15 protein-coding genes are annotated in these 12574 nt (G+C 59.3%); 3 read left to right on the forward strand and 12 right to left on the reverse strand.

Annotated features, from left to right (window positions below; all coding sequences use genetic code 11):
• Positions 1 to 2: 2 nt before the first annotated feature.
• The 6 genes from pheT to thrS form a co-directional block, all read right to left on the reverse strand.
• Positions 3 to 2381, reverse strand: a complete 2379-nt coding sequence (gene pheT, locus BMZ10_RS05735; protein ID WP_093459043.1) for a phenylalanine--tRNA ligase subunit beta — start codon at positions 2379 to 2381, stop codon at positions 3 to 5.
• A 32-nt stretch (positions 2382 to 2413) separates the two neighbouring features.
• Positions 2414 to 3430 carry a phenylalanine--tRNA ligase subunit alpha gene (gene pheS, locus BMZ10_RS05740; protein ID WP_093459044.1) on the reverse strand — a complete coding sequence of 339 codons (1017 nt, stop codon included), beginning with the start codon at positions 3428 to 3430 and terminating at the stop codon, positions 2414 to 2416.
• A gap of 104 nt (positions 3431 to 3534) precedes the next feature.
• Positions 3535 to 3891, reverse strand: a complete 357-nt coding sequence (gene rplT, locus BMZ10_RS05745; protein ID WP_007905879.1) for a 50S ribosomal protein L20 — start codon at positions 3889 to 3891, stop codon at positions 3535 to 3537.
• Positions 3892 to 3919: 28 nt separating this feature from the next.
• Positions 3920 to 4114 (reverse strand): 50S ribosomal protein L35, encoded by a 195-nt coding sequence (rpmI, locus tag BMZ10_RS05750; protein WP_002553160.1) that lies wholly within the window; start codon positions 4112 to 4114, stop codon positions 3920 to 3922.
• 60 nt (positions 4115 to 4174) lie between these two features.
• Positions 4175 to 4726, reverse strand: coding sequence for a translation initiation factor IF-3 (infC, locus tag BMZ10_RS05755; RefSeq protein ID WP_177182079.1), 552 nt, complete (start codon positions 4724 to 4726; stop codon positions 4175 to 4177).
• Positions 4726 to 6648 carry a threonine--tRNA ligase gene (gene thrS / locus BMZ10_RS05760; RefSeq protein WP_093459046.1) on the reverse strand — a complete coding sequence of 641 codons (1923 nt, stop codon included), beginning with the start codon at positions 6646 to 6648 and terminating at the stop codon, positions 4726 to 4728. The genes infC and thrS overlap by 1 nt, the downstream gene beginning before the upstream one ends.
• Positions 6649 to 7044: 396 nt before the next feature.
• On the opposite strand from thrS, the gene BMZ10_RS05765 reads away from it, so the two are divergent.
• Together BMZ10_RS05765 and BMZ10_RS05770 are read left to right on the forward strand one after the other, a co-directional pair.
• A complete protein-coding gene (locus BMZ10_RS05765; RefSeq protein WP_093459047.1) occupies positions 7045 to 7359 on the forward strand; it encodes a hypothetical protein in 315 nt (104 codons plus the stop codon).
• A gap of 297 nt (positions 7360 to 7656) precedes the next feature.
• Positions 7657 to 7869 (forward strand): cold-shock protein, encoded by a 213-nt coding sequence (locus tag BMZ10_RS05770; RefSeq protein ID WP_003179963.1) that lies wholly within the window; start codon positions 7657 to 7659, stop codon positions 7867 to 7869.
• Positions 7870 to 7928: 59 nt separating this feature from the next.
• Here the strand turns inward: BMZ10_RS05770 and BMZ10_RS05775 are convergent, their stop codons facing one another.
• Both BMZ10_RS05775 and BMZ10_RS05780 read right to left on the reverse strand, forming a co-directional pair.
• Entirely contained in the window at positions 7929 to 8255 is a 327-nt protein-coding gene (locus tag BMZ10_RS05775; protein ID WP_093459048.1) for an I78 family peptidase inhibitor, read from the reverse strand.
• A 185-nt stretch (positions 8256 to 8440) separates the two neighbouring features.
• Positions 8441 to 8746 carry a hypothetical protein gene (locus BMZ10_RS05780; protein WP_093459049.1) on the reverse strand — a complete coding sequence of 102 codons (306 nt, stop codon included), beginning with the start codon at positions 8744 to 8746 and terminating at the stop codon, positions 8441 to 8443.
• Positions 8747 to 8912: 166 nt separating this feature from the next.
• Between BMZ10_RS05780 and BMZ10_RS05785 the strand changes: the two genes are divergently transcribed.
• Entirely contained in the window at positions 8913 to 9110 is a 198-nt protein-coding gene (locus BMZ10_RS05785; protein WP_093459050.1) for a hypothetical protein, read from the forward strand.
• Positions 9111 to 9116: 6 nt separating this feature from the next.
• On the opposite strand, the gene BMZ10_RS05790 is transcribed toward BMZ10_RS05785, so the two are convergent.
• Genes BMZ10_RS05790 through BMZ10_RS05805 form a run of 4 tightly spaced genes read right to left on the reverse strand, consistent with a single transcriptional unit; the run spans position 9117 to position 12574 of the window.
• Positions 9117 to 10145 carry a nucleoside hydrolase gene (locus BMZ10_RS05790; protein ID WP_093459051.1) on the reverse strand — a complete coding sequence of 343 codons (1029 nt, stop codon included), beginning with the start codon at positions 10143 to 10145 and terminating at the stop codon, positions 9117 to 9119.
• Between the two features lie 35 nt (positions 10146 to 10180).
• Positions 10181 to 10585 (reverse strand): D-ribose pyranase, encoded by a 405-nt coding sequence (rbsD, locus tag BMZ10_RS05795; RefSeq protein ID WP_093459052.1) that lies wholly within the window; start codon positions 10583 to 10585, stop codon positions 10181 to 10183.
• An 11-nt stretch (positions 10586 to 10596) separates the two neighbouring features.
• Positions 10597 to 11514: a ribokinase gene (gene rbsK, locus BMZ10_RS05800; RefSeq protein WP_093459053.1), complete on the reverse strand. Its 918-nt coding sequence runs from the start codon at positions 11512 to 11514 to the stop codon at positions 10597 to 10599.
• Positions 11515 to 11551: 37 nt separating this feature from the next.
• Positions 11552 to 12574, reverse strand: a complete 1023-nt coding sequence (locus BMZ10_RS05805) for a LacI family DNA-binding transcriptional regulator (RefSeq protein WP_093459054.1) — start codon at positions 12572 to 12574, stop codon at positions 11552 to 11554.

Genomic DNA, 12574 nt, shown 5'->3' on the forward strand with positions numbered 1-12574 from the left:
CGCTACTTCCTTAACGTGGCGTTTAACCTTTCCTCAAGCGAGGTGAGAATTTGCTGCGTCGAAGCGTTTACCTCATCGTCAGTAAGAGTGCGCGATGGATGTTGCCAGGTCAAGCCAACTGCAAGGCTTTTTCTATGCGGATCAATGCCTTTACCCTGATAAACATCAAATAGCCTGAGGTCCGTCATCCATTCCCCTGCATTTTCACGGATAACGTCCAGAACGGCGGTCGCCGCTACGTCACGATCGGCCAGCAAGGCCAAGTCGCGGCGCACTTCCGGGAAGCGCGACAGCTCACGGAATTTCGGCAGACGCCCCTCCGCCACCTCCGCCAGCACCAGTTCGAAAACAAACACCGGGCGATCCAGCCCGAGGGTTTTCGCCAGCTCCGGGTGCAACGCTCCGAGATAACCGACCTCACGACCGTTACGTTCGATCCGGGCGGTCTGGCCGGGATGCAGCGCTGGATGCTTGCCCGGTACGAAACGGAAATCATCCAGTGCGCCCGCGAAGCCCAGAACGGCTTCGACATCGGCCTTGACGTCGAAGAAATCGACCGCATCACGACCCTGCGCCCAACCTTCCGGCAGACGACTGCCGCAAATCACACCTGCCAGCATAGGCTCTTGTTTCAAACCTTCCAGCTGGCCGACGAAACGCAGGCCACTCTCGAACAGGCGTACGCGATCCTGCTGGCGATTGAGGTTGTGCTGCAAGGCCTTGACCAGCCCCGGCCACAGCGAAGAGCGCATTGCGGCCATGTCGGCGGAAATCGGATTGGCAAGCAGCAGTGGCTCGACACCCGGATTGAACAGCTCGAACCATTTCTGATCGATGAAGCTGTAAGTGATCGCTTCCTGATAGCCGCGGGCAACCAGCAGACGGCGCAGCGCAGGCAGATCGCCCTTCGCTTCGGTGCGTGGCTGCGGAGCCAGGCGTGCTTGTGGATAGCGGACAGGCAAGCGGTTGTAGCCGTAGAGGCGCGCCAGCTCTTCGATCAGATCGACTTCCAGAGTGATGTCGAAACGATGACTAGGCACGTCCACACGCCATTGACCGCCCGACTCGGCCGTCACAGTCAGACCCAGCGCGGTGAGCAGACGCTCGACCTCGGCGGTGTCCATTTTCATGCCGAGCATCTGCTCGATGCGATCGGCGCGCAGTGTCACTGGCGCGACAGACGGCAGATGCTGCTCGCTGACCGCTTCAATGACCGGGCCCGCTTCGCCACCGGTGATTTCCAGCAACAGACCCGTGGCCCGCTCCATCGCTTCACGAGCCAGCTGCCAGTCAACGCCGCGCTCGTAACGATGCGATGCGTCAGTGTGCAGACCGTAGGAACGCGCCTTGCCGGCAACCGCGATGGTGTCGAAAAATGCGCTTTCAAGGAAAATGTCGCGGGTGCTGGCAGAAACGCCGCTGTGCTCGCCACCCATCACACCGGCGATTGCCAGCGCACGCTGATGGTCAGCGATCACCAGTGTATCGGCGCGCAGGCTGACCTCCTGCCCATCGAGCAGTACCAGTTTCTCACCCTCTTGCGCCAGGCGCACGCGGATCCCGCCGTTGATTTCGGCGAGATCGAAGGCGTGCAGCGGCTGCCCCAGTTCGAGCATCACGTAGTTGGTGATGTCGACAATGGCATCGATGCTGCGCACTTCCGAACGACGCAGGCGCTCGACCATCCACAGCGGCGTTGGCTTGCTCACGTCGACGTTACGGATTACACGACCCAGGTAACGCGGACAGGCATCCGGCGCCAGCACCTCGACCGGACGCACTTCATCGTGAGTCGCAGGAATGGTGGCCACCTGAGGACGTGTGACTTCGGCGTCGTACAGAGCGCCGACCTCGCGGGCCAGACCTGCAACCGACAGGCAGTCGCCGCGGTTAGGCGTAAGGTCGACCTCGATGCTGGCATCGTCCAGCTGCAGGAATTCACGGAAATCCTTGCCCACCGGCGCGTCAGCCGGCAACTCCATCAAGCCGTCGTTGCCTTCGCCGACCTGCAGCTCCGCCTGAGAGCACAACATGCCTTTGGACTCGACGCCGCGCAGCTTGGCCTTCTTGATCTTGAAGTCGCCGGGCAGTTGCGCGCCAATCATCGCGAACGGAATCTTCAGGCCAGGGCGCACATTGGGTGCGCCACAGACCACCTGAAAGGTTTCGGCGCCATTGCTCACCTGACACACGCGCAGTTTGTCGGCGTCGGGGTGCTGTTCGGTGCTCAGCACTTCGCCCACGATCACACCGCTGAATTCACCGGCAGCCGGGGTCACACTGTCGACTTCCAGACCGGCCATCGACAGACGGGCCACCAGATCGTCACGGGAGACTTGCGGGCTTACCCAGCCACGCAGCCATTGTTCACTGAATTTCATCCTGCTCTCCTAATAAGTTCGTTACGGGCGACCTAGCGAAATTGCGCGAGGAACCGCAAGTCGTTGTCGAAGAACAGGCGCAAGTCATTGACGCCGTAACGCAGCATGGCCAGACGCTCTGCGCCCATGCCGAAAGCGAAGCCCTGGAACTCTTCCGGGTCGATGCCGGACATGCGAAGCACGTTCGGGTGAACCATGCCGCAACCCATCACTTCCAGCCAGCCGGTCTGCTTGCAGACACGACAGCCTTTACCGCTGCACATCACGCATTCCATGTCGACTTCGGCGGATGGCTCGGTGAACGGGAAGTAGGAAGGACGGAAACGCACTGCCAGTTCTTTTTCAAAGAACACGCGCAGGAACTCTTCGATGGTGCCTTTCAGGTCCGCGAAGTTGATATCGCGGTCCACCAGCAGGCCTTCGACCTGATGGAACATCGGAGAGTGAGTAATATCGGAGTCGCTGCGATACACGCGTCCAGGACAGACAATGCGGATCGGCGGCGTGTTCGCTTCCATGGTGCGGACCTGAACCGGCGAGGTGTGGGTGCGCAGCAGCATGTTGGCGTTGAAATAGAAGGTGTCGTGCATCGACCGGGCCGGGTGATGGCCTGGGATGTTGAGCGCCTCGAAGTTGTGATAGTCGTCCTCGACCTCTGGGCCCTCGGCGATGCCGTAGCCGATGTGGGTGAAGAACTGTTCGATTCGTTCCAGAGTCCGGGTGACCGGATGCAGGCCACCGGTGGTCTGGCCGCGGCCAGGCAGGGTGACGTCAATCGACTCGGCGGCGAGCTTGGCGGCGAGATCCGCCTGCTCGAACGACGCCTTGCGCGCGTTGAGAACCTCTGTGACACGCTCCTTGGCAACGTTGATCAGCGCACCGACTTGCGGACGCTCTTCAGCGGGCAGATTCCCCAGGGTCTTCATCACCTGAGTCAATTCACCCTTCTTGCCGAGGTAGTGAACCCGGATTTGCTCCAGGGCGTTGATATCTTCGGCGCTTTGCACAGCCTCAAGTGCTTGAGAGACCAGCGCGTCCAGGTTTTCCATGTACAGACTCCAGATACGAAATAGGGGAAGAGCTTACAAGGCTCTTCCCCTATTTATGACGTTTAACACCGAACCCCGAGCGGGGTCCGGTGATTGCCGGGGACTTAGGCCAGAGTGGCTTTAGCTTTCTCGACAATCGCAGCAAACGCCGCTTTTTCGTTCACTGCCAGATCAGCCAGAACCTTACGGTCGATTTCGATCGACGCTTTTTTCAGGCCAGCGATGAAACGGCTGTAGGACAGACCGTTGATACGCGCACCGGCGTTGATACGAGCGATCCACAGAGCGCGGAACTGACGTTTTTTCTGACGACGGTCACGGTAGGCGTATTGGCCTGCCTTGATTACCGCTTGCTTGGCAACACGGAATACGCGTGAACGCGCGCCGTAGTAGCCTTTAGCAAGTTTCAGAATTTTTTTGTGACGCTTACGGGCAATGACGCCACGCTTTACACGAGCCATGAGTTACTTCCTCTATTCTTGATCAAAATTAACGAAGGCGCAGCATGCGCTCGACTTTTGCCACGTCGGACGGATGCAGCAGGCTGCTTCCGCGCAGTTGACGCTTACGCTTGGTCGACATTTTGGTCAGGATGTGGCTCTTGAAAGCGTGCTTGTGCTTGATGCCATTCGCGGTTTTCAGAAACCGCTTAGCTGCACCACTTTTAGTCTTCATCTTTGGCATGTTCGGATACTCCGCATTCAGTTGATAAACATAACCGCAAGGCCTGCCGTGCCCTGGTGGTTATTTCTTCTTTTTCGGGGCGATGACCATGATCAGCTGGCGTCCTTCCATCTTAGGATGCTGTTCGACCGAACCGTATTCGAGCAGGTCAGCTTCAACCCGCTTCAACAGCTCCATCCCCAGCTCCTGGTGGGCCATCTCACGACCGCGAAATCTCAAGGAAATCTTGGCCCTGTCCCCGTCACTCAGGAAACGTACCAGGTTGCGTAGTTTTACCTGGTAATCCCCTTCCTCCGTCCCTGGACGAAACTTGATTTCTTTAATCTGTACTTGCTTCTGGTTCTTCTTCGCCGCAGCTACCTGCTTCTTCTTCTCGAAGATGTGCTTGCCGTAGTCCATGACGCGACAGACAGGTGGTACTGCGTCGGCAGAAATTTCCACCAAATCCAGTTTGGCTTCTTCAGCGATACGAAGCGCTTCATCAATCGAGACGATGCCAATCTGCTCGCCGTCAGCGCCAATTAACCGAACCTCGCGTGCCGAGATATTCTCGTTGATCGGGGCTTTCGGTGCAGCTCGTTTATCTTGTCTCATTTCACGCTTAATAATAATTACTCCGAATCTTGGCGACCACGCCGGGAAACCGCTTGTGCGAGGAACTCCGAGAATTGGGCGACCGGCATGGAGCCGAGGTCTGCGCCTTCACGGGTACGCACAGCGACAGTTTGCGTTTCAACCTCCCGATCTCCGATGACGAGGAGATAAGGAACCTTGAGCAAAGTATGCTCGCGGATTTTAAAGCCGATCTTTTCATTTCTCAAGTCGGACTTGGCACGAAATCCGCTTTCGGCCAGTGTTTTTTCCACCTCAAGGGCAAAATCTGCCTGTTTATCAGTGATATTCATGATCACTGCCTGAGTCGGAGCCAGCCACGCAGGGAAAGCACCTTCGTAGTGCTCGATCAGAATTCCGATGAAACGCTCGAAGGAACCCAGGATCGCGCGGTGCAGCATGACCGGATGCTTGCGTCCGTTGTCCTCCGAAACGAATTCGGCGCCCAGACGGATCGGCAGGTTGAAATCGAGCTGCAATGTACCGCATTGCCAGACGCGACCCAAGCAGTCCTTCAGGGAAAATTCGATTTTCGGACCATAGAATGCACCCTCGCCCGGCTGCAGATCATAAGGCAGGCCCGCGCTGTCGAGCGCTGCCGCCAGGGCCGCTTCGGCGCGATCCCACAGATCGTCCGAGCCGACGCGTTTTTCAGGACGGGTCGAGAGCTTCATTTCGATGTCGTGGAAACCGAAATCCGCGTAGACATCCATGGTCAGCTTGATGAACGCCGCCGACTCCGCTTGCATCTGCTCTTCAGTGCAGAAAATGTGCGCGTCGTCCTGGGTAAACGCGCGCACGCGCATGATGCCGTGCAGTGCGCCAGAGGGTTCGTTGCGATGGCATGCGCCGAATTCGGCCAGACGCATCGGCAGCTCGCGGTAGCTTTTCAGACCCTGGTTGAACACCTGCACGTGGCACGGGCAGTTCATCGGCTTGATCGCGTAGTCGCGGCTTTCCGATTCGGTGGTGAACATGTTCTCGGCGTAGTTGGCCCAGTGCCCGGACTTCTCCCACAGGGAGCGGTCCACGACCTGCGGAGTCTTGATCTCCAGATAGCCGTTTTCGCGCTGAGTCTTGCGCATGTACTGCTCGAGAACCTGGTACAGGGTCCAGCCGTTCGGGTGCCAGAACACCATGCCAGGCGCTTCTTCCTGGGTGTGGAACAGGCCCAGACGCTTGCCGATCTTGCGATGGTCGCGTTTCTCGGCTTCTTCGATGCGCTGGATGTATGCGGCGAGCTGCTTCTTGTCTGCCCAGGCGGTGCCATAAACACGCTGCAATTGCTCGTTCTTGGCGTCGCCGCGCCAGTAAGCGCCGGACAACTTGGTCAGTTTGAACGACTTGAGGAAACGCGTGTTCGGCACGTGCGGGCCACGGCACATGTCGACGTATTCTTCGTGGTAATAAAGGCCCATGGCCTTCTCGTTCGGCATGTCTTCGACCAGACGCAGCTTGTAGTCTTCGCCGCGGGCCTTGAACACTTCGATCACTTCCGCGCGCGGGGTGACCTTCTTGATGACGTCGTAATCCTTTTCGATCAGCTGCTGCATACGCTGCTCGATCGCCGCCATGTCATCAGGCGTGAAGGGGCGCTCGTAGGCAATATCGTAATAGAAGCCGTCATCGATGACCGGGCCGATGACCATCTTGGCCGTCGGGTACAACTGTTTGACCGCGTGACCGACCAGGTGCGCGCAGGAGTGACGAATGATCTCCAGGCCTTCCTGATCTTTCGGGGTGATGATCTGCAGGCTCGCGTCGGCATCAATGATGTCGCTGGCATCGACCAGTTGGCCGTTGACCTTGCCTGCGACGGTGGCTTTTGCCAGGCCTGCGCCGATGGAAGCCGCGACTTCCGCTACGGAAACCGGGTGATCGAAAGAACGTTGACTGCCGTCGGGAAGAGTAATAGTTGGCATGGCGCCTCCTCTCCTAGTGGTGACCCCTACCAAAGGTCACGTGGGTTGGGATAGAGCCAGTACGCGATTCGGTGGTGTACCTGCCTCACAGTGGCAGGAGCCCAAAGGGCCAACCTTTAACCGAACCAGAGTGACTGGAATTTAACGAAATCGACAGAACCAGCAGCATGAAAAAACTGCACTGCGAACCGCGAGCGAATCTGCAGGACGCGCATCCTAGCACAGCCGCGCCGCGCGAGGTCAGATAAACGGTATTAGATGGCCGTGAAAGCCGCCCACCCGTTGCGTGGGAAATGTCAGCGCACTGAACTGGCGCGAATCGACGCCGTCAGATGAACCGAGGCCCGGATCAAGGCCTGCCAAATTCGAAGGTCCATCGACAAAAAGGAACAAGCCATGAAGCTCCTACGTGTTGCCGCCCTCCTCGCGCCGCTGGCGTTGACTCTCCCGATCAGCGCTCACGCCGCCATGGACGCAAAGACCAAAAACACCTATATGACCGAATGCACCGCCGCAGCCACCCAGAACAACCCGGGTCTGGACGCCAGTGCGGTGAAAGCGCATTGCGAATGTGGGGCGCAGCAGATCAACAAGAACTTCTCGGACAAGGAGATCGCGTCGCTGAATGACAAAACGACGCCTCCGAGTACCGAAATGACCTCGCGACTGCAGAAAGCCGTGGGTGAAAATTGCCTGAAGGGCAAAAAATAAAAAATTTACATTTCGTCGTAGTGGCCGTTTGAGCACATGTCACCGGTGCCATCAGTTAGCCGCTGAAGCCCCCGTATTTCGTGGGCTTCAGCCAGGCCGGACGCCTCGGCACTGCGAGAAAAGCGTCATTGAAGTGAGCTCATGACAAATCATTTCGGCGTATATATTCAGTGCTGCGCCGCAAAGTTCTAATCGAAAAAGTCCAGCATTCACACAATTCGACTATGATAGCCCTCGTGTGCCCAGTTGGCCTGAGCAGCACAGCACTACTGAAAATTATGTTTCTGGAGATACACCATGTCTAATCGCCAAACCGGCACCGTAAAATGGTTCAACGATGAAAAAGGCTTCGGCTTTATCACTCCACAAGGTGGCGGTGACGACCTGTTCGTACACTTCAAGGCCATTGAGTCCGACGGTTTCAAAAGCCTGAAAGAAGGCCAGACTGTCTCCTTCGTGGCTGAGAAAGGCCAAAAGGGCATGCAAGCCGCTCAGGTTCGTCCGGAGTAATCCGAGCGTGCTGAAAAAACCCCGTCACTGACGGGGTTTTTTTATGCCTGTCACGACGCTCAACCGCAGTTGACCCGGTTAACGGTGCCTGCCTGATCGGTGTTCAGGTTCAGGCGTTCGGAACGGTATTCCAGCGTGACCATATCGTTGGGGCCCAGCACACGGGCCATTTGAGCACCCGCTTTGGCTCGGGCCTGATCCAGCAAGGCCGGGGATGCCGATTTGCCGACCGCGAACTGAGCGGCGGCTGCATCACAACGGGAATCACTGGCAGCGGCAGCGCTTGAGCTTTCAGCAGGCTGCGATGAGGAATCGGATGTACTGCTGCAACCTGCCAGCAATGCCGCCATTAATACCAGACCCGATGATGCGTATTTCCAGGGCATACAGCCTCCTTTAGTAAACGTGAACCAGCCTCACTGCGACAGCGACCTGCCAGCTTTGTTTCGCCGACGTAGGCCAAAAGGGGCGCGCACGGCTCAAGGTTCAGAAGTCTGCCCGAGCCATCCTCGGATCGGGGCAAACAAATCGTCACAAAACGTTTGCTACCTTACGCTGCGCACCGGCCGCGTCAGTAGATGTCCACATAATCGGAAACCGGATTGGCCCAATTGTCGCGCAGCGCGTTGTAGATCTGCGCGACCCACACCGCGTCGCTCGCGGCGACAGGCCCCACGCACCCGGAGCCCGCCGCCCAGGTTTCCAGGCGAAACAGCAAGCCTTCAAGGTCGGTTCCGCCTACGGCCTGCGAGGACATCCAGGCCTGGCCCGCGCGACTGACGCGCAGTTGGTTGTGCACGCGGTCATCAGCAGCGGCGATCATGTCGCGGACAGCGTCATGGGTAAACGCCTGGGGGTTGGTCAGATCGATAGACACGGGAATCTTCCTGGCTTGATGACAGACAATTCTGTCACGCGCCGTTCCCTCATGCCTAAGTAGCAGTGCGTTATGACCAATGAAGTGCTCTACTGCACCGCCTGTGCAAGATCTCAGAAGCAGGCTTTGGAATCAGGTTTCGATATTTTCAGGGTGAACGAACGACATGGCCATCGTCTCTATCGATGCTGACATCAAGGCCAAATGGCCGCAGGGGCATTGCGCCCACAGCCCGGGCAGTGCGGAAGAGCTGGCGATCATCGCGATTGATCTGCTGGTCAAGGAACTGGGCACCGACGGTGCCCAGGGATTCATGAATCAGGTGTTTCTGCGCCACACGGTGGGCGCCCTGAGCGACGCCTGATGCCGATTACTTGAGCCGCCCCAGGCGCTGGGTCAGCAGGTCGAAGAAACCCTGTGCATCGCCATTGCCGACCCAGAACACATTTTTGTTCTGAGCCAGCGTGTCGTACCAGTCAGCGATGGTCTGACCGAAACCCGGGCCCTCACGGTTGTCGATGACCAGATTCACCGACCTGCCGCTGAACAGCTCCGGCTTGAGCAACCAGGCAATGACGCTGGCGTCGTGCACCGGCCCACCGGGCAGCCCGTAATGGATCATGTCGGCTTTCACGTACTCGTTGAGGATGCTGCTGACCAGCTTGCCGGCCTGATTGTTCAACCCTTCAAGCTGGCGAATGCGCGAGTCGCTGGTGAGGATTTTGTGCGTTACGTCGAGCGGCACGTAGGTGAGCTTGACGCCGCTGGCCAGCACGACTTTGGCCGCATCCGGATCGGCGTAAATGTTGAATTCGGCCACTGGCGTGATGTTGCCGCCGTTGAAGTGCGCGCCGCCCATCACCACCACTTCTTTGATCCCTTGAGTGATTTCGGGGGCCTGAACCAACGCCAGCGCCAGATTGGTCTGCGGCCCGAGCATCGCGATCGTGATGCTGTGGGGCGCCGCCTTGCTCAGCGTATCGACCAGGTATTGCACCGCATTGCCGGTGGCCAGCGGTTTAGCCGGCTCATGCACGTCGACGCCCGGCAAGCCCTCCTTGCCGTGAATGTTTTCCGCGTAAATCGGCGAGCGCACGAGCGGTCTGCCGGCGCCTGCGTAAACCGGCACGTCCTCGCGCCCCGCCCACTCCCGCGCCAGTCGCGCATTGCGCGAGGTCTTGTCGATGCGCACGTTGCCCGCCACCGTGGTGATGGCGAGCACGTTCAATTCCTGCGGCGACGCCAGTGCCAGCAGCAGCGCCACCACGTCGTCGGCACCCGGATCGGTGTCGATGATGAGGTCGCGCTTTTCAGCCGCATGCAGCGCTCCGGCAGATAAAAGGGTCAATAGTGCGGCACTCCTGAGCAATCCAGAAAAATAACGACGGCATGTGTGCATAGGAAACTCCCTGTTTCTCGTTTGAATCGGGTCGGTCAAAAAACCACGCCGGCCACCAGCGCGATATTGGTATAGGGCTGGCATTCGCCCGTGCGCACGATCGCGCGAGCGTTGCGGCTGAGCTGCTTGAGCGCGTCATGGCTGACCAGACGACGTTCGCCGAGCTGCCCCGATGCGGTCAGCGTATCCACCGATGCCAGCGCAGGGGGCTGCCTGACCAGCATTTCATCGGCCAGCACATGGTGTTCGACCTGCATCTCCGTCAGCACTGTGTCGAGCACGCTGAGGAAATCCGGGACGCCATGGGTCAGCGCCAGGTCGATCAGCTCAACGCCCGGCGGCACAGGCATGCCAGCGTCGACAATCATCAGAATGTCACCGTGCCCCAGTGACGCGACGACGCGAGACAGGGCGATATTGAGCAAAGGTGTCTTTTTCATAACGGCTGGCCTTATGGCGTGTAAGCGAGGACTTCGGATGCTGCTGGAATGGAAGGCTGCGCCCCCGAACGGGTGACAGACAACGCCGCAGCGATCTGTCCGAAGCGGATGGCTTCGGATTCGGATTTGCCTTCGGCCAGCGCCGCCGCAAAGCCGCCCACGAACGTGTCGCCGGCAGCCGTCGTGTCGACCGGCTTGACCTTCGGCGCCGGGAAGTGCTCGGAGCGCGCACTGGTCGCAAACAACGCGCCCTGCTCGCCCAGTGTCACGATGACTTTGCTCACACCCGCAGCCAGCAGGGCCGAGGCGGCGGGGTCTGCCGTCGCGATGCTGTCCACCGCAAGCCCCGTGAGCGCGGCAGCCTCGCTCTCGTTGGGGATCAGGTAATCGATCCAGGCGTACCATTCGGCCGGCAACGGACCACTGGCCGGTGCCGGATTGAGGATCACGGTCTTGCCCAGTTCCCTGCCCCGCTTGAGGACGTGTCCTACCGTTTCCATCGGCACTTCCAGCTGACAGACGATCACTTGGGCCTGATCCAGCAACGCGTCGAAGCTGTCGACGACCGAGGGCGTCACGTGCCCGTTGCCGCCTGCGACGATCACGATCGCGTTCTGACTGCTGTCATCGACAACGATCAGGGCCACACCGGTGGACTCACCGTCTACACGGGTCACGGCCTGGCAGTCGATGCCTTCGTCGATCAACGCCTCGCGCAGTTGCTCGCCATAAGCGTCGTCGCCCACGCAGCCGATCATGGCGACACTGGCGCCCAGCCTCGCGGCCGCCACGGCCTGATTCGCGCCCTTGCCACCCGGCACGGTCACGAACGACTGACCGGCGAGGGTCTCCCCGGCGCGCGGCAGACGTGGCGCACGGGTCACCAGATCCATGTTCAGGCTGCCTACTATCACTACTTTTGCTTGCATGACGTCTTTACTCTTCAATCCGGACCCAGTGCCCGGCTCAACGAAACTCGGTGAATGCATTGATGGGTGGCGCGGTGGACTCACGCAACACGATGCTCGGCGCGACGATCAGTTGTTCGACCGGCGTGGAGCCCGGCGTCGAGATGCGCCTGAGCAGCAGTTCGGCCGCACGCTCGCCCAGTTGCAGAATCGACTGCCCGACAGTGGTGAGCGCCGGGTACACATACTGGCTCATCTGAATATCGTCGAAACCGATCACTGACAGATCGGCCGGTACGCGGATATTTCGCTCGGCAGCCGCACGCAACACGCCTATGCCAACCATGTCGTTGGCCGCGAAGATCGCCGTGGGCCGATCGTCAGACAGCAGTTTGCCTGCCGCCTGATAGCCGCTCGGCCCGGTGAAATCGCTTTCCACGATCCAGCGCTCAGGCACCTCGATCGCCGCTTCCTGCATGGCCCGCCGATAACCGGCCAGACGCATCCGCGCCACGCTGGTCTCGGCCGGACCGCAGATGCAGGCGACATGCCGATGGCCCAGCGACAGCAGATGCGACGTCGCCAGATACGCGCCCAGCTCATGATCGATGCGCACCAGATCCGCGGTGACGTTTTCCAGATCGCGGTCGACGATGACCATCGGCGTTCGGACCGTCGACAGCCCTTCGACCAGACTGTCGCCGCCGCCCACGGAGGACACAATCAGGCCATCCACGCGCTTTTCCAGCAAGACCCGCAAATAATTGCGCTGCTTGTCGGGGTTATCGTCGGAGTTGCAGAGGATCACGCAGAAGCCGTTGCGCTCGCAGTAGTCCTCGATTCCCCGCGCCAGCTCGGCGAAATACGGGTTGATACCGTTGGGGATCAGCAGCCCGATGGTCGCGGTCGCCTTGGCCTTGAGCGAGCGGGCAACGGCACTGGGGACATAATTCAACTGTTCGATGGCCGCTTCGACTTTCTTGCGCACCTCGTCACTCACCGGCCGGGTTCTGTTCAGAACATGCGACACCGTGGTGTAGGAAATGCCGGCAATCGCCGCTACATCCTTGATGGTGGCCAT

This window comes from Pseudomonas sp. NFR16, assembly GCF_900108875.1.
Classification (GTDB): domain Bacteria; phylum Pseudomonadota; class Gammaproteobacteria; order Pseudomonadales; family Pseudomonadaceae; genus Aquipseudomonas.